Annotated in this window: 17 protein-coding genes, 1 pseudogene and 1 riboswitch; of the genes and pseudogenes, 6 read left to right on the plus strand and 12 right to left on the minus strand. The window is 46.2% G+C overall.

Annotation, left to right across the window (positions count from 1 at the left end; genetic code table 11):
- Nucleotides 1–40 precede the first annotated feature (40 nt).
- Both EDM54_RS22500 and EDM54_RS26260 read right to left on the minus strand, forming a co-directional pair.
- Nucleotides 41–877: a transporter substrate-binding domain-containing protein gene (locus tag EDM54_RS22500; RefSeq protein WP_003388774.1), complete on the minus strand. Its 837-nt coding sequence runs from the start codon at nt 875–877 to the stop codon at nt 41–43.
- 113 nt (nt 878–990) lie between these two features.
- A riboswitch (Lysine riboswitch) is annotated at nt 991–1,176 on the minus strand.
- A gap of 140 nt (nt 1,177–1,316) precedes the next feature.
- Nucleotides 1,317–1,595 (minus strand): hypothetical protein, encoded by a 279-nt coding sequence (locus tag EDM54_RS26260; RefSeq protein WP_141334234.1) that lies wholly within the window; start codon nt 1,593–1,595, stop codon nt 1,317–1,319.
- 471 nt (nt 1,596–2,066) lie between these two features.
- Between EDM54_RS26260 and EDM54_RS22510 the strand changes: the two genes are divergently transcribed.
- Genes EDM54_RS22510 through EDM54_RS22520 form a run of 3 tightly spaced genes read left to right on the plus strand, consistent with a single transcriptional unit; the run spans nt 2,067 to nt 4,942 of the window.
- Nucleotides 2,067–3,200: a DUF418 domain-containing protein gene (locus EDM54_RS22510; protein ID WP_122958815.1), complete on the plus strand. Its 1,134-nt coding sequence runs from the start codon at nt 2,067–2,069 to the stop codon at nt 3,198–3,200.
- An 18-nt stretch (nt 3,201–3,218) separates the two neighbouring features.
- Nucleotides 3,219–4,340: a sensor histidine kinase gene (locus EDM54_RS22515; protein ID WP_003388778.1), complete on the plus strand. Its 1,122-nt coding sequence runs from the start codon at nt 3,219–3,221 to the stop codon at nt 4,338–4,340.
- Nucleotides 4,337–4,942 carry a response regulator transcription factor gene (locus EDM54_RS22520; RefSeq protein ID WP_003388779.1) on the plus strand — a complete coding sequence of 202 codons (606 nt, stop codon included), beginning with the start codon at nt 4,337–4,339 and terminating at the stop codon, nt 4,940–4,942. The genes EDM54_RS22515 and EDM54_RS22520 overlap by 4 nt, the downstream gene beginning before the upstream one ends.
- Before the next feature lie 33 nt (nt 4,943–4,975).
- Here the strand turns inward: EDM54_RS22520 and EDM54_RS22525 are convergent, their stop codons facing one another.
- From EDM54_RS22525 to EDM54_RS22545, 5 genes are all read right to left on the minus strand, one after another.
- Nucleotides 4,976–5,140 carry a helix-turn-helix transcriptional regulator gene (locus EDM54_RS22525; protein ID WP_228006836.1) on the minus strand — a complete coding sequence of 55 codons (165 nt, stop codon included), beginning with the start codon at nt 5,138–5,140 and terminating at the stop codon, nt 4,976–4,978.
- A 192-nt stretch (nt 5,141–5,332) separates the two neighbouring features.
- Entirely contained in the window at nt 5,333–6,721 is a 1,389-nt protein-coding gene (locus EDM54_RS22530) for an amino acid permease (RefSeq protein WP_031932453.1), read from the minus strand.
- A 469-nt stretch (nt 6,722–7,190) separates the two neighbouring features.
- Nucleotides 7,191–9,299, minus strand: a complete 2,109-nt coding sequence (locus tag EDM54_RS22535) for a TerD family protein (protein ID WP_122958816.1) — start codon at nt 9,297–9,299, stop codon at nt 7,191–7,193.
- Nucleotides 9,300–9,919: 620 nt separating this feature from the next.
- Complete coding sequence (locus EDM54_RS22540; protein ID WP_081924337.1) at nt 9,920–10,222, minus strand: VOC family protein; 303 nt, start codon at nt 10,220–10,222, stop codon at nt 9,920–9,922.
- Nucleotides 10,219–10,746 (minus strand): helix-turn-helix domain-containing protein, encoded by a 528-nt coding sequence (locus tag EDM54_RS22545; protein ID WP_122958817.1) that lies wholly within the window; start codon nt 10,744–10,746, stop codon nt 10,219–10,221. Before EDM54_RS22545 ends, EDM54_RS22540 begins: the two co-directional genes overlap by 4 nt.
- A gap of 159 nt (nt 10,747–10,905) precedes the next feature.
- Between EDM54_RS22545 and EDM54_RS22550 the strand changes: the two genes are divergently transcribed.
- Nucleotides 10,906–11,667 carry an NADPH-dependent oxidoreductase gene (locus EDM54_RS22550; RefSeq protein ID WP_122958818.1) on the plus strand — a complete coding sequence of 254 codons (762 nt, stop codon included), beginning with the start codon at nt 10,906–10,908 and terminating at the stop codon, nt 11,665–11,667.
- 326 nt (nt 11,668–11,993) lie between these two features.
- Nucleotides 11,994–12,371: a hypothetical protein gene (locus EDM54_RS22555; protein WP_003388788.1), complete on the plus strand. Its 378-nt coding sequence runs from the start codon at nt 11,994–11,996 to the stop codon at nt 12,369–12,371.
- Between the two features lie 656 nt (nt 12,372–13,027).
- On the opposite strand, the gene EDM54_RS22560 is transcribed toward EDM54_RS22555, so the two are convergent.
- The 4 genes from EDM54_RS22560 to EDM54_RS27470 all read right to left on the minus strand — a co-directional run bounded on the left by EDM54_RS22560 (nt 13,028) and on the right by EDM54_RS27470 (nt 15,549).
- A complete protein-coding gene (locus EDM54_RS22560; RefSeq protein WP_122958819.1) occupies nt 13,028–13,423 on the minus strand; it encodes a hypothetical protein in 396 nt (131 codons plus the stop codon).
- A gap of 157 nt (nt 13,424–13,580) precedes the next feature.
- Nucleotides 13,581–13,880, minus strand: coding sequence for an aspartyl-phosphate phosphatase Spo0E family protein (locus EDM54_RS22565; RefSeq protein WP_003388790.1), 300 nt, complete (start codon nt 13,878–13,880; stop codon nt 13,581–13,583).
- A gap of 229 nt (nt 13,881–14,109) precedes the next feature.
- Nucleotides 14,110–14,259 carry a hypothetical protein gene (locus tag EDM54_RS26610; protein ID WP_157211817.1) on the minus strand — a complete coding sequence of 50 codons (150 nt, stop codon included), beginning with the start codon at nt 14,257–14,259 and terminating at the stop codon, nt 14,110–14,112.
- A gap of 21 nt (nt 14,260–14,280) precedes the next feature.
- The gene (locus tag EDM54_RS27470) at nt 14,281–15,549 is read right to left on the minus strand and encodes a helix-turn-helix domain-containing protein (protein WP_122958820.1); all 1,269 of its coding nucleotides are present in this window, start codon (nt 15,547–15,549) and stop codon (nt 14,281–14,283) included.
- Between the two features lie 231 nt (nt 15,550–15,780).
- On the opposite strand from EDM54_RS27470, the gene EDM54_RS22575 reads away from it, so the two are divergent.
- Nucleotides 15,781–16,005 (plus strand): helix-turn-helix domain-containing protein, encoded by a 225-nt coding sequence (locus EDM54_RS22575; protein WP_031932448.1) that lies wholly within the window; start codon nt 15,781–15,783, stop codon nt 16,003–16,005.
- A 674-nt stretch (nt 16,006–16,679) separates the two neighbouring features.
- Here the strand turns inward: EDM54_RS22575 and EDM54_RS26790 are convergent.
- Nucleotides 16,680–17,089 (minus strand): annotated as a pseudogene (locus EDM54_RS26790) (hypothetical protein); the annotation flags it as partial.

A 17,089-nucleotide genomic window follows, 5' to 3' on the forward strand; every position in this document is an offset into this window, starting at 1 on the left:
TAAAACCGACTGCATGGAGATGCAGCCGGTTCGCAAGCGATTATTGTGCTGCTGGTTGATTTTTGATGGCTGTATCCATGATCCTGGTACGCTCTTCCTCCGAAATGCCGGATAAAATCTCATTGATTTTTTTCGTCCATTCACTGTCTTTTTTCACGCCGACAGCGATGGCCGTATCATCTTCCGAGGTCGTAAATCCATCCGTAAACTCGACCATGGCAAAGTTCGGGTTGGCCGTGGAGGCACTGACGGCTTCCGGACGCTCAGAGACGTAACCGTCAATCATTCCGGATTCAAGCGCTACGCGCATCGCCGGGAAGTTGTCCATCGCAGGCTCCTGAACGACGCCCTCGATTTGATTGATCACGGAATAGTGGAATGTATTCAATTGGGCAGTCACTTTTGCCCCTTTGAAATCCTGGATGGAAGTAGCGTTCTCGTATTTTCCGCCTTTTTTCACGACCATGACCAAATTGGATTTATAGTAGTTGTCCGAGAAATCGATCGTTTGTTTGCGCTCTGCAGTTGGAGACATCCCTGCAATGATCGCATCGATTTTGCCGGAGGTTAATGCAGGAACAAGGCCATCCCACTCCGTTTTCACGATGACCAATTTTTTGCCCAGGCCATCCGCAATCTTTTTCGCAATTTCTACATCGTATCCGCCTGCGTACTCCGCATTGCCGTCGATTTTCACAGCACCGTTGGAATCGTCCATTTGGGTCCAGTTGAACGGAGCGTATCCCGCTTCCATCCCTACCTTGAATGTTCCCTCATCGGTTGAGGCAGACTGCGAGCTGCCTCCGCCTGTCCCACATCCTGCGAGCAAAAGTACAGCGGATAGAAACATAGCTATGAATGATGACTGTTTTTTCATGGTTCATTTTCTCCTTTGGCTTCTGGGTTTTTGGCTGAAAAAATGCAAAAAGCGACCTGAGATAGACTCAGGTCGCACTACAAACATAGTTGCCCAAATACCTCTCTTTTCCCAGATGAGATAGCACAACTCAATAAATCGGGTCATTTATTGAGACAGTCCTGCAGCTCTTAACTGCAGACCCAGCAATGCAATACCGAGAAATATTGCAAGCTTCGGCGACATTTCCTTCTCCCTGGCATCAACGCTTTCTCGAACTCCGCCAAGGACTGTTAAATATCGCAACCTCTACCTCACTGTTTTAAGTGAGGTCCATATTCAATTATGTTTTTGAGTTTACAATGTTATGTTAATTCTGTCAACCTGGGTCTTTTCTCCAAATGATGCTGGCAGACTATTTTTTGCGTTCCTGTATGCGCAAAAAGACTTATTCCTCTCATCAATGTATGGGGGCGAGGCTCTCCATGAATGTTTTCCACTCTTCTTCGTTGCTGTTTGACTGCAGATGATAATAGCGAAGCTCGTTGTATTTCGTCTGACTGTCCAAGTCTTGTTTCGGCAGAAATACTGCTTCCCACACACCTTGTTTGTTTAACGAATTATCCATATCGACCACATAATTGCCGACTATCTCAAACCGATCATCGGATTTCTGACTGTTGCCTTTATTTGCGTACCACTCGATCATCGGATGGTAGTCGTATGTTGATTTCTTCATTTGCAGAAGTTCAATGTACGTATCGCTGTTTACGTACGAGATTAAGAGAGACCCTTCATTTAGATCCAAGAGCGTTTTTTGTTCAGTATAACCATCCGGCAGAGACTCCGGTAAGAATACTTGAAAGCTCAGTTTTTTTATTTTATCAATGCTTACAGTAGAGCTCGCACAAGCAGCCAGCAGGAAACAGACGACGAACGGTACCAATCTCCTTATAAACATAGCATCACCCGTATTTTATCATTTGTTACTTACCATAGCGGGGACTCCCATCCTCTTCCTGTCCCTTGGAAAACAGCCTTGAGCCAATTCCACCAGCTGAGGCCGACCAGCAAACGGCTTGATTTGATTGCTTGTTACAAACTTTATGACACGAGTCATAAACATCTCTTTACAGGTGTGAATGTTCCCTCGCTCTTTTCATGGCTACACTAAGACTACATGAAATTCATACGCAAAAGGGTGAGGGATATGGAACAACGCAAAGAAAGAATCCGTCTTCTTGATATTCTGCGAGGCTTTGCAATCCTCGGGACGTTAGGGACAAACATATGGATTTTCGCCCATTTGGGGGATCTTACCTACCTTACGACATATGATTATTCTGGGTGGTGGGCAAAAGACGATCTCATCAGGATGATCGTGTTATTTCTCGTCAACGGGAAGCTGCTGGGATTGTTGACAATCATGTTTGGAGTAGGACTTGAGCTAAAATATCAGCAAGCCATTCGCAAAGGGAACGCTTGGCCTGGAATCTATATTTGGGTATCCTCGCTTTTATTCCTGGAAGGCTTGCTGCATTTTACCCTGGTCATGGAGTATGACATCTTAATGAGCTATGGCATAACTGCAATGATCGTCGCCTACATCGTCAAAGGCGGCGACCGCTTGATATCCATAACGATGAAAGTGCTTGGAAGCCTGCATGCAACTGCCATCCTGGGGATCCTGGTGATTAGTCTGATTGATGCCAATATGACACTGCGCGGTTCTGACGAAGTCATCGCTCTTTATAGAGACGGCTCTTGGCTGCAGCAAGTCCATTATCGCCTGTCTCATTTCGTCCCGCTTAGATTGGAAGCGATCTTCACGATTCCCATGAATGTCTTTTTATTTTTGCTTGGTGTTCGCTTTATGCGTGCGGGGGTCTTTTCTCAAGATGAGAACGGCAAAAAACAGCGCGACAAGCTTTTCATACTGGGAATGTTTATCGGCTTGCCTTTAAACCTGTTGATTTTTATCCCTGGAGGCGTTTTTGATCTCCCTGTTCGCTATTTATTCGCGCCCCTTCTTTCCGTAGGGTATTTGGCGATTATTGGAAGAATGATACAATATACGAAGTTGAATTGGCTTTGGGGCCTTCTTGAAAATGCCGGAAAAATGTCTTTAAGCTGCTATGTCATGCAAAATATCATTTGTTCCATTCTTTTCTACGGTTGGGGTTTTGCTCTTGGCGGAAAGCTGGATTCCGTGACAATTATCGTAGTTTGGATCGGAATATCCGTATTCCAAATACTGTTTGCAACGGCATGGCTTCAAGGTTTCAGGTTTGGACCTATGGAAACGCTCCGTAGACGTGCAATAGGGATTTTCGATACGAGATAACCGCTCTGGAGGCTATCAATGATAAGGAAGCTCTACCCGAGAGAACAAATCAAAAACTATCTGCTCTTAGATGTCATATCGGTTGTGTTTTTGTTTTATTATGTTCTACGTTCGAATTCAACGCTTGGTCTCTCGGGAAGCTTCATTCTTCTGCTGGCATTCCTCGTTTCATTTTACATGGGGCTTTGGTATCGGAATCTATACCTTTTGGCGGCCGTTCTCACCGGCTTTGTTACGCTTGCTCTGCTCGGTATGTATGTCGGTCCGAATCTCCTGTTTTATGGGTTCATCTTTGCTGATCTTCTGGGAAGATCAAAGTCCAAATGGCATATTGGTGTAGGGATTGCAGCCATCGCCCTCATGTTTATGGCTGTTTTCTGGAAGAGAACGGGCAACCTTCTCGATGAGAATTCGATCCTTCTCCCGTTTATGATTATTCAAATGTTTTTTCCGATTGTGATTTATATCAAAGAAAAAGCGAAGACCCTGCAAGGTGAGTTGGATGCCGCAAATAAACAGCTCGGAAAATTTATCCAACAGGAGGAAAGGCAGCGTATCGCGAGAGATCTGCATGATACACTGGGGCAAACCCTGACCATGATCAAATTGAAAAGCGAGCTGGCTACAAAATGGATAGACAAAGATCCCTCGCAGGCCAAGGAAGAGCTGAAGGATATCCTGGCCACATCGAGAATCGCTTTGAAACAAGTCAGAGAACTGGTCTCTGATATGAAATTCACCTCTCTGGCAAATGAAATAGAGCATTCCCGAGAGCTGCTGCACACAGCGGGTATCGAATTTGAAGTCGTGGAAAAGGGGAAGCCTCCGCTGTTATCCAGTGTGGAGGAGACGATGGTCGCTCTCTCTATCCGCGAAGCCATGACGAATATCGTCAAGCACAGCCGGGCCAAGCGGTGTACGCTACAATTGGAAACCATGGACAATCATTATTGGGTAACGATTACCGATGACGGAGTCGGGCTTGTAAACCAAAAAAGCGGAAATGGAATTCAGTCGATGAACGAGCGGATGCAAGCTCTTCACGGAACCTTCATCGTAACTGATTCGCCTACGGGCGGAACCGTTGTTTCCATGAAGCTTCCGCTCCGTCGGCAAGGAAAGGAGGACCCTGCGCTATGATTCGCGTCGTCATTGCAGAAGATCAACAAATGCTTCGCGGCGCCTTCGCCTCTTTGTTAAAATTTGAAACCGATATTGAGGTGCTGGCAGAAGCTTCGGATGGGAAGCAAGCCTGGGAGGCAATACAAAAGCACCAGCCTGATGTGTGCGTGCTTGACATCGAAATGCCTCTTATCAGCGGTCTTGAGTTGGCCGAGCTGATAAGAAGAGCCAACCTGCCCTGTAAAATCATGATTGTCACGACCTTTGCCCGTCCCGGCTATTTAAAGAAAGCGATCGATGCCCAGGTGGATGGCTACTTGCTAAAAGATGAACCGATTGATTTTCTGATTGAATCCATCCGCAAAGTGATGAAGGGAGAACGCGTGGTCAGCACGGATTTGGCGGCAACACTCTTTATGAAAGAGGAAAATCCGTTAAGCGAACGGGAAATCGAAATGCTGCGCCTGACCAAAATAGGAATGACGACAGATGACATCAGCAAGGCCCTGTACTTGACAAAAGGAACCGTGCGAAACTATTTATCTTCCGCGATACAAAAGCTGGAAGCCGAATCGAGACAGCAGGCCGTGCAAATTGCCGATGAGAAAGGGTGGCTTTAAATCCCTATACCGAGAACTTAAGCGCCTTGTTGATCAGAAACAAGTACTCCCGCAGTTCTTTTTCCATGCTGAAATGGGACAAATATCTCTGTAAATGGTTCGCAACGATACCTCAAAATGCTCTGCAAGCTCTTTGCCTGTAACCGTCCCTTTTTTGGAGATGATCAGGACCATGGAAAGTAATCGATCTACCCGCATTGTTATGTATCACGTTGGTTGCCAACGCTTCCTCCCTTGTTTTTGTGCGGCCTGCGCGCTTGTTTGGAAAGCTTTTGAGAATACTTTTTCGCCAAAAGCACCGCTTCTGCCTTCGATTGAGAAAATAAAATCGGGACATCGCTTAGCAATGTCCCGATTATCGCGATTATTCTATTTTTGCCCGATACTCTATCAGTTCGTGTGTTCATCATCCGTGTCCGCAGCCAATGGAGCGGCCTTGCCAACGCCAAAAGCGTAATAGCTGATCACGACAATACCCAGGAAAACAATACCCGCAATCAGGGAGACGCGTGTTTCATCGTTAATCCACATGCCGATCAGTACCATGATCAAAAATGCGATCGTCGCGTAGTTTGTCACCGGTGCAAACGGCATTTTGAATGGATGGTTGGCCATTTCCGCTCCTTTTGCTTTTCTGAAACGGATTTGACTGATCAGGATGACAAACCATGGAACCATACCGGGAAGCACGCTTGCGCTGTACACATACACAAACAGATTTTCCGGCGCAATGTAGCTCAGAACAACGCCTACGAGCAAGCCGACCAGAACGCCGATCGTTCCGAGCAAAGGCACGCCGTTGCCGGACAGCTTCGTAAATATTTTGGGAGCCTGTCCGTTTACACCGAGCGTATACAGCATGCGTCCCGCACTGTAAATGCCGCTGTTGCAGCCAGACATCGCAGCCGTAATGACGACGAAGTTAATAAGCCCCGCCGCAGCCGTAATCCCCACTTTCGCAAAGGTTGCCACGAACGGACTGCCGATCGCGTCCAATTGATCCCACGGGTAAACGGTTACAATAACAAAGATCGCGCCAATATAGAAGATCAAAATGCGCCAAATGATAGTTTGAATCGCGCTCGTCAACGTTTTGCGCGGGTCCTTGGCTTCCCCTGCTGTAATCCCGATGAGCTCGACACCCTGATAGGCCCCGATCACCAACGAGAGCGCAAAGAAAAAGCCTGTCCAACCGCCAGTAAAGAAGCCACCGTGCTCCCACAGGTTCGATAATCCGATCGCGTCTCCTCCGTTGCCGATACCAAAGAAAATCAAGCCAAACCCGGCAACGATCATCAAGACGATGGTGACGATTTTGATCATCGCAAACCAAAACTCGAATTCGCCAAATGATTTCACCGAGAACAAGTTCGCTGCACCGAGAATCACCATCGCGATCAAACCCGGTATCCAGGCGGGCAAATCCGGGAACCAGTACTTCATATACGTCCCGACCGCGATAATCTCCGACATCCCGACAATGACCCACTGGAACCAGTTGCTCCAAGCCGTCAAATATCCGGCCAAGGGATGGATGTACTTGTGGCCAAAGGTCGCAAACGAACCTGTGCTTGGCTCCAGATACAGCATTTCTCCCATCGCACGCATGATGAAAAAGATGAAAATCCCAACAATTGCATACGCAAGCATAACGGACGGACCAGTCCATTTGATCGTGCTTGCCGACCCCATAAACAAACCGACACCAATTGTCCCGCCCAAAGCGATCATCTGGATGTGACGCGCTTGCAGGCCCCTGTTCAATTCTTTGTTTGCCACTCCGGTTCTCTTCCTTTCTGCTGCCTCTGGCTGAATTCTCGGGAAAGCTCTCGATACCCTGGGTCCGATCCGCAGTGAAGAGGCGGGTATCCGTGTTTGTACATATAGTTTGTACGTAATAGAAAGAAACCGTTCTACTCCATGATTGCGCATTTTTTACTCAGCATTCCCAATAGTAAGAAAACTGGAACATCTATTCCCCTTGGGTTCGTTGCTGAATTACTTTTATTGTAATATGTTTTTTTGGTGAACACAATTATATTCGGTGGAAAAACATTTGGTAAATCAATGTGTCTCGTGTAAATATAAAGTAAAAAATATGTTATTGATCAATCGTTTTTTGATTGAAGCTAACAAAAGTCAGCCTAGTCATACGCTTACGTTTATCCTTTAAGACTGTACAGCCCCATGAAAAAAAGAGCAGCACAATGCTGCTCCTCTCAACCCGAGATAGGCATAAAACTCTCACTCAAACAAGAAACCCAGCCATAATCTGCTCAATATCAAACGGAGTTACTCCGTTTTCCACGGAAAAAATCGAATCTGCCAGCTCCGGAGTATTCACTTGCTCCCCTCTTGCCTGGGCATGGAGCGTAAATAAATCGTACAGGTCTGGCTTCCGCAATGCAGTCATGGCTTTCCCCATCAAGACCATCCCTTTTTGGTTCCCCTCTACGTTGTTGTAGTAGCCGGGATTTCTCGTCAGCGCCAAGTCGGCCCAGATGATTGTGCGTTCCACCAGATCGAAAATGACGGGGATCGCAATCTGCGTATCGGCTGCGACATCGATTTTATTTTCCACCGTCGCTGGCTCGAAGATCTCGCCAGACCCCGGTTTCTTTCTCATCATCCAGCCCACGAAACACTCCGGCAAGTCGCAATAAGGCTGATCGGTAAAAGAATGAAGCGCAGCCACAATATAACGACCGCCATAATCGACAATGGACGGAATATGCAGATCAATGAACTCGCACGCTCCCTGGGGAGCTGCCACGATATCACCGCTGTGCACGGCCCGATACTTGGAGGATCGGAGATTGGTATAGGAAATATGCTCGACATACTCCCAGTTTCGATCATACATGACAGCGGACAAATCAATATCTACACGATCCGTAGGCTTGCCGTCAACCATGCCCTCCTTCCACCAGTTGAAGAAACGAATCGTATCCCCCTCTGGCATCGGCAAACGGCTTCCCCGGACAATCGTACGCAAGGCTTTGCTTGCCGATCTTTGGGAGAACGGGACATGGTACCACTTCAAGCGTTCATCGATATACGTCTTCCCGAGCGGAGCCAGCGCCGAAAACCGCTGGATGAGCACCTGATCGCACAACTGCACGATGTCTTGGCATACCGCTGCATCTATCTCGGGGAGAGCATTGGGGATCGCAAACGCTTTGGCCACAATTCCTTTTGGGAAAAAGATTCGCAGATCGTGAGGCTCATGGCGATGTGCAAAATGAGACTTCACTTGCAAGAGCACAGGCGTCGATACTTGGCTCGCGACCTCGCCGAATGCCAGCACTACATACTGCGTCTCATCGGTTGATCTTAGCAACTGATCCAATCTTCTTGCAAACTCGCCCGGACGCTGCATCAATAGATCGATCAGTGACCACACATCACGAGATTGGAAGGCCAGTTCAACGCTTGCGTTGAAGGTCGCAAATGACTTGTTATTGCGCAAAATATCGAAGGCTTCCTGACATCGCGGAAACTGATGCTTGTATTCCGATGGATGCAGGATTTCGCCCAATCGAATCCAGCGCTGTTTATATCTCAGCATATCCTCTGTTATCGGGTGGCATTGTTCCAGCAAGCCAAGCAGCAGCCGTCTCTCTGAGCGCTTGAATTTGCGGAAACGCGCAGCCTCGGCGAGACTGACATCGCCTTGTGACCAGGCTACAGCCAGACGAAGGACATCTGTTGCGGTCTTTATGTAACGCCCGATAAGCTTTATATCTGCCTTGTCATGCTTTAATAGGGAACCGACCACGAATCCGACATTCTCCTTGAACGGAATCTCCGAAGGGAGAATCTCATCCAAGTCAGCCGAATCCGCCCACCCGATCGCCGCATCGATGTCTTCTCTGTCTGTCTCGGAGATCGACACCTTGGCTTGAATCAGCCGGCGGATCATGGCATGAAACTCCGCTTTGGTTCCAAGATCGATCACTTTCAGGTTTCCTTTATCCAATAAAGGCTGTATGTGCACCGTCTCGTACTCAGGCAAATCCAGAGTCAGATAGTGATAGATGGCATTCAGGTAAAGCTCGGCATCGTGATACTCCATCACTTGCATCGGGAAGCCCGGGTACATCGGCTTGTACTCCACGTGAGCGCCAACCAGCAGCTTTAGATCGACTACCAATTGATGATAGAACGCTTCGAACTGCTCTTTGGACAAGCTACGAACGGTGTACATGAATTGAGGCGAGAACGTAAACCCGAGATGTTCGATATTTTTCATGGCCGTAGCCAAATAAGCTTCCGAAAGTCGGGGAGACCCTTGCACCGCGTTTTCCGTGTTCACAATCAGTTTGTTTGCTCGCCGCAAATAGATGGTATTGATCATCGCAAAGACTCCAGGCAATTTTATATCCGTACTCCGTGTTAGAGAATGAAGGATAAGGTGGATATGAAAGCCCGGATGCCTCCTCTCCTGATGATCCTTCAGGAAAGCTGCGACCCTACTTTTCCAATTTTGTCATAGAAGGAAGGATCGCAATAGCCTGAAGGCCAAAGGCCGAGGTCAAAGCGCGAAGCCCGGTGACATCGAACCCTTGATGGATTCATCATCGCAGACTTCTGGAGGTGCGAACAGGGTGAATGTATTACGACACCTCCATTATCCCAACTACTTGTTATTCATCCTGCTGTGGACACGAAAAGTTACCGTTGCCCCTGTACCTACCGCACTTTTAAACAGAAGCCCCGTCCCGGAGTGACCGTTTTCATCGCCGATCTGTATATATCAATCCAACCCCTGACCTGCCATCTGCTTTTCTGTCCAATATTCGTTGCAAGAAAACGTCGTCCATTCCGACTCCATCGTCTTCAACCGACTGCTGCGTTTCATGGACAGAAATCGGAATCATAATCTTTCTCCCGCGAGCGCGCTTCATAGCCATGCCTCGTAACGGCCAGTTGAAAAGGCCATCCTTGCGGGACGGCCTTTTCATCACGGGATATACATTACCCCTCGTATGCTTGCTCTAATGATCTCATATCGATTTTCGCTTTCGTTTGAAGTAATGCCTTCATCACTCCTTCTGATCTTTCCGGATCGGGGCTGCATATCATTTCGGTTAAATTGCTTAGGACAATTTGCCACGATACTCCGAACTTGTGTTTCAACCACCCGCACACCTGCGCCTTCTCGTCTCCACCCTCGGAGAGCTTGTCCCAGAAGTAATCCAATTCTTCTTGATGATCACAATGGACAATAAAAGATATAGCCTCTGTGAATTTGAATTGCGGACCGCCAAGCAGCGTCAAGAATTTGACTCTCGTGCTTGTTCTTCGTCAAGCTGAAGAAAAGAGTGGGACGTCAGCTTGTTCATGAAATCCCTGATGAACTCCAGTTGTTCCCTTGTATACCCGGCCATAAAGTGGGCCGCAGCGGCCTGGATGCGTTCTTCCAGCCGCTCATGTAGCTTATAGATCGTCTCTCCCTGCGGTGTAAGCGTAAAATACAGTTCCTTTTTATTGCCCGGAATAGTCTCGAACGCGATCAAGCCGAGCACCTTAAGACGTTTCGTTAGTTTAGAAACGGTTCCCTTAGGAATGCCGAATTGGCTAGACAGCGTGCTTCCATTCGTCCGGCCGAGCTTGCCGATTCCATCCAACACATGAAGCATCATAAACGTCATCTCGCTCAATATGGCCTGTACTTGCTCATCCGAGGTTTGCGCCAACATCCAAGCCTTTTCCTCATCGTCCTCTTCCTGTATTTTTTTTGCAAATCGTGTAAATACCTCAAACACTTCCCGGAGCAACCGTTCATCGTGAGGCTGATTCATGTTCCCTTTGTTCCTTTCCTTTTCACCGTAGCATTGTCCTCAGTATAACAAATTAAATCAAGATTCGTAAATAATGTTTCCCGGAAACAATATTGACACCCGAAATCCCTTCTGTTATATTGTTTCCAGGAAACAAAAGTGAATAAGGAGTGCCTTGCCATGAATAAAACCTTTAATGAAGTGCTGGCAGCTATTATGAGTCATCGCTCTATCCGCAAATTCAAAAACGAAAAGCTGACACCATCCCAGATCGAAACTATCGTTCGGGCCGCCCAGATGGCCTCGTCATCCAGATTCATGCAAGCCTACTCGATTATCGGGCTTACCGATCCCGCCCTGAAGCGGGAGTTAAGCGAAATCACAAAGACGCCGTATATTGAGGAGAACGGACACCTGTTCATTTTCTGCGCGGATTTAAAACGACTCACGGTTATGGGTACCGAGCAAGAGAAGCAGGATATGCGAATGATGCTGGAAAGCTCTGTTTTTTATCAAATCGCTGTCACCGACACAGCGCTCGCCGCTCAGAACGCCGTACTGGCTGCAGAATCTTTAGGGCTTGGCGCCGTTATTATAGGATCAGTCTCCAAAGATATTCGGCGGCTTGACCAGATGCTTGCACTGCCGGAATATGTCATCCCGCTCTTCGGCATCGCTGTCGGCGTACCCGACCAGCAGCCTGAAATTAAGCCCCGCCTTCCGCTAGAAGCCGTTTACTTCGAAAATAGGTACCCATCCGAAAGCGATTTGAAGGAACGAATCGAAGCGTACGATCATGACATGAGACACTACTACCAAACCCGCAGCGAGAATAACCGCGACGCCGGCTGGTCGCGAAGTCACATCGACCTGCTCAAATTGCAATTGCCGCTCAGCGGCATGACGGAGTATTTGCATGGCAAGGGTTTAAATGTAACCTGAAGAGATATAGCATGGGTACTGTGGATATAGCATGGGTATTGTGGGGGGAATATTTTGCCCTACTGATGGTACGGCTCTCCGTGCTGCCTGTAACGGCAAGTTTTCTCCGTTATGACCTTGACTTTCTTTGACTAATTCCTGCTGCACTTTCCAAGACCAGCAAGGCTTTTCAACCGCCCTTGACCTGCACTGTGTCGCCCTTTCGATGCGCTGCAGTCATAACAAAAAAACTTCCCTGTCGGAAGGTCGCCTTGTGTTATGATCGAGATATCGGACCGATTCGGTCATTCGGGTTCCGCCTATACCTTGATTCGGGAGGCCGGAAGATGAACGTCATGCTGTGGATATTCGGTTCGCTCGCCGCAGTCGCAATTCTATTCGTGGCGGCGGCGGGAACTTACGCGGTGCTCAAGGGAAGAAGCAACGAATTCGACACCAGGCGGGACGAGAACGGCAACGTGATCCTGCTCGATACGCCCAGGATGCGCATCTTTGCCGCCTCCTCGTACGACCAGACGATCGAGATGGAGAAGCGGGGACACGTGAACTCCGACGGCATGAGCTGGAACGACCGCTGGCTGGGTACGATTCGCTCGATCCGGAAAAATACCGAGAACCCGGAGTGGTACGTCCAATATATCATCGAGCAGCGGCGCAAGGCGGGGCTCCCCGAGCTCGAAGGGGTCGACGAAGCCTGGCCGTGAGGCGGTTTGCGGGCTATGCCCGGACCCACGTTCCTTTCCTACTGCGAAGCGTCGGATGGTAAACTGCCGATAAGTGACGTAGCGTAATCAAGCTTGAGTTTGACCCGACTGTCCAAAAGCATTTTTTGAACTGGCCCCTTCCGCCAAGACGGCGGAGGGGGACTTTCGCTTTCCGCAAGCGAAAGTCCCCCTCCAGGTACCGCATCGTTTGGTGGACCCCAAAACGCTTGCAGAAACCCGTTTGCGCCGACTTTTCAGCCGTGCGTGGCCCTTCCCAAACCCATGCCCGGCAATGCGCTTTTCCAAGACCGCTGCGAGATTTTCCGAAAAAACTTGCCGTCACTTATGATACGGTTCCCCCCGCCCAATCCGAAACGCCCGATAAACGAGCTGGTGCGGTGGTACAATATCCAAAAATTACCCGAACAGTGATAATCCATGGGACTCCCCCGGATGGGAGACAAGCACAACATCATATTCTTGGATCTGGAATTCATCAATTATCAATGTTCCTCCAGTTAACTCAACTGGAACCACTTGGATTCAGGCGTATGTAAAAGCGGATATCTATTGCGACGGCTCTTTTCAAAAGACTATAAATACAAGAACTGAACCAACAGGATTTTAAAAAGTGAGGGTAGAATCTCCTCACTTTCTTATTTAGTTTTTCCTAGAACCAGTTCTTCATGGAAACTTCCCCAATAAATATTTACCGTAATTTCTTCGTCTGGGACTTGAGTGAGATCACCCCCTGATCCACCACTTATAAACGTAATTGATTGATCTTTTCTAAGTCTAGCTCCGGCTACCTCTCCGCCACCAAAGGTAGTTTTAAAAGAAAAATTTATGGGAGTATCGGGTGCATCAGCATCTTTAAATGTCAAAGTCAGTTCTTGATCAAGTTGTTGTCGGGCTCCTGTAATCTTAAGATTCCCTTTCCAGTGGTCACTTTCCCCATTGAAAGTCAAGCTACTATTTTGAGTGGCATAAACCCAAATAGTCATAAAGACCACCGCTAACCCAAAAATGAGTAATACTGATTTCTTGCTCACTTTAATCCCCTCCCCCTTACCTTAGTTTTATTAGTAAGTATCACAATTTTATTCAGCTTTTTACTTTCGTGATTTTTCACCAATTATCTGTATTTTGATATTTTTTCCGTAATATCACAAAACGTGCAAATCCATCTACAATCCCTTTACCCCTGCCTTAGCCTTCCTCTGTAGTAATGTTTGACCGTTTATGTCTATCTGATTGAATAGCGTAAATGTAACCGTCCAAACGCTGACTCAGCTCTACCACAACTTCATCCGTAAAGCTTCCCTTCTCCTGCACCAGTCGAACAAGTTCGCGCCGTAAATCTTCTATTGTCTGGTACAAGTCTCTTTCCTCTACGAAACACAAAGGGTTGCAATGTATAGAAACGATATATGTTGTCGCTCGTGGTGAAGGCGTTCCTTTTGCTTGGCAGCATAGAGGAACGTCCTTTTTACGTTCAACAGCTCCCATGTTGTCAACCTCCTTCGAGTCGCCAGAATATGTTGTACACCAAGCAATCCGGTTATCTGGATCATCTCCAACTGTAGTTTACAAGATGGGGCAAGAAAACCTTGGAAAAAAATGCCTTTGACCCACCCGTTTCTCTTTGAAAATAAAAAGGAACGCCCTTGAAAAGAGCGTTCCTTTTGAACCGAGTTTTGATCATATAGATCATAAAGTAGGAATCATGACTGGTTTATTATCCCTGTGGGTTGTCAGTGTATACAACAATAGGTTTGTCTTTTCCGACATTCTTTCCGGCATTCTTTCCGGCATCAATAGAACCGATAAAAAAGGCGCAGGCAATTACCAATGTGACCGAGGAAAAAATATGAAAGAATTTCTTCATTTTACATCCCTTCCTTTTCCTTCAATTTATATTTACTATATTATATACCTCATTAAGCCTTTTCAGAAGTCCCAAATGTTCTTTACCGAACTCACAGTGATGCTTATTGATTTCTACCGCGCAAGACAAGATTTTGTCGCGATCATTTATTTTCCCAAAGTACATAATACTTTGCAAATAGGCCTCCATCCCCTCATCAAACAAACCACGCGAGACCAGAAAGGAACCCTTATAGCGAAAAAATTTGCCTAGCTCTGAAAATGTGTATGTATTCTGAAAATCAAACGCAAAATGTTTCTCCTCGGTGTCGATGATCTGTTGAATCGAGTCTGTATCGTTTATGCCTAGCAATGCCTCTAGCAGCTGATTCACCCGATGGATCCGATTGTTCTTGGTTGCCTCTGTTACACACTCGCGCAATAACGGTATAGCCTCGTTGTAGTACCCTTTTTTCGATAAAATGATAGCCCGGAGGTATTTGGAACGTACCTTGATAAATTCATAGCCCAAGCTCTCATACTGTTGAATATGCTCTTCCATCTCATCATATCGGCCTAAATGAAAGTAAGAGTTGCATATAGCCAGAGCGACCCGCTCTTTCACCTCATTGTTTGTTGGGTCCTCGGCATGTCCCGTTTTTCCGTACGCAATACATTCCTCGTATTTTTCCATATCGTGGGCATCGTACGCCATCAGATAGTAGAGCGTGATCTTCTCTTCCTGGCTTAAAAAGTCTGTGTAATACAAAACCTCTTTTCCAAGACGATAAGCTTCCTCCAGTTGACTGACCTCTGTCCGATCAATGCGGTATTTTTGAAATAAAGCCTTCGCTGTATAGGGTTGAATACCGCGCAGCCTGCAATACTGTACGATATTGTTGAAAAGCAGGCATTTCACACCTGTATCGTCAACTGAAATTGCAGTATGGTACAACTCTTCGACGATCTCCTCGCTTTTCGCTTGGGGGCATTCCAGCAAACGAACGGTTGCTTTCTCGATGAGGTTTGCGTTTACTAAATGAATCGCTTCCGACAATAATTCACGCAAAACGGACAACCGATTCTCCGTCATGATGCAAGTTTCGATTACTTCTTCGCGTGGAGCGTTTAGCGCTTTGAATATAGGTATAATTGTTTTTAACTCGGGTCTCTTTGTGTCGCCGTTTTCAATCTTTCTGATGATGCTTTTTTCAATGCCTGTTAGCTTTGACAACTCCCCCCAAGATAAGCCGCCCCTGTATTTCTTTATCAGGTCGCCTATCGTTGTATAGGTTCCAATCGTTGAACTCAAAATAAATCGCCCCCGGAAAAACTATCCTATATTTTACAAATTTTACAATGACGAACTGGGTAATTCAAGTTTTCTTTGATCGATAAAAGTTTCTTTTGGTGTTTCGACGGGTTATTTGTATGTAGTTACTTTTAAATTGTATTGTTACTCATTTGCGTACCAGATTGATTTTTATTATATGGTACGCTTTTGCGTATAGTCAATCATTTTTTCCAAATTGTGGGGACAAACATGGGGAAGAAAGTAATTGTGAAAATTCCAGAGTTACTCAGGAAAAAAGGCATCTCGCTACGGGAGTTATCTCGTTTAACAGATATTCGCCACGCAGCACTAAGTGAACTCGCTAATCAAAAGCGACAGAATATTAACTTTCAGCATATTGAACGGATCGCTGATACCTTTAAAATTGATGATATTCGTGAAATCATTGATCTTGTCGATACGAAGGAAGTATAAAGTTAAACTTATGTTATATGTGTAACACGACTGAAAAACTGTTGGAGATCGAAAATTTATTTCTTCAACATCCCTTGATTCCCAGCAATACTAGCGAGAAGACTGGCGCACATCAGTGTAATTTAGTAATACCACCAGTCTCTTTACACTTATAGGACTGCGCGAAAGCGGCAGTCCTTTGTATTTGTTGCTTATTCTGATTTCTGATGCAAAAATTGAAATCAACGTGTTCTATGTGTTTGGAACGATCTCAGTCGTGGATCTCTTCAAAAAACCCTCGATTGATGTTAAGACGATTTAGAAACTGATCTTGTGAAGCAACACTCAAAAAAACAAACGAACGACCATCAACTGTAAATGGTTACAGCAAGAAGACCGTTCGTTCCGAATACGGAGAGATTGACATTCAGGTACCACACAATAGAGAGAGTTAATTTTATCCCATTATCGTAAAAATAAACCATTTTAAATGCTAGCAGGACTCAAGTGTTTAAGGATGAGCAAATAACGTTCGCTTTAGTGAATCAACTTGCCCTCCTGAACCGCGACAGCAAAACCACCCATCAGATGGTAATAATTTTTTGCCATGGTGGTCAATGAGCACGGTACTCAACATTTTGATTGATATTCATAAACCGAGCTGCTACGGCATGCTCCACTTATGGATTTGTATTTCAACATGAGTTATTTTCCTTCCCTTCTTTGTACGTTAGATATAAATAGAGAGTTTTCATATTTCGAATTGAAAGAAGTATCGAATGTATCGTGATCACTAGCCAAAAACCAGCCAATCCCCAAGCCCACCAAAAGATCGGCCATTTTTTCAATGAATCTGGAATAAACGAGCCAACGTAAAAAAGAATAATGCTTGTAAAGACAACGATGAGTTGTATAATCACAGCCCACGTAAAGAAACAGACTACGGTGTCAAAAAGTCTCATTTTGTTGTCAGCCGTCTTTACCTCTTTAAGTTTTTTCGTTGGCCCCCTAGTTATTGTGGAGAGAATTGTTATACTCGCAATATTAAATCCTGCTAATATTGAAATCGCCGCAATGACCTGTCCTGTGAACGGCACTGTTAAAA

This window comes from Brevibacillus borstelensis, from assembly GCF_003710865.1.
Lineage (GTDB): Bacteria > Bacillota > Bacilli > Brevibacillales > Brevibacillaceae > Brevibacillus > Brevibacillus borstelensis.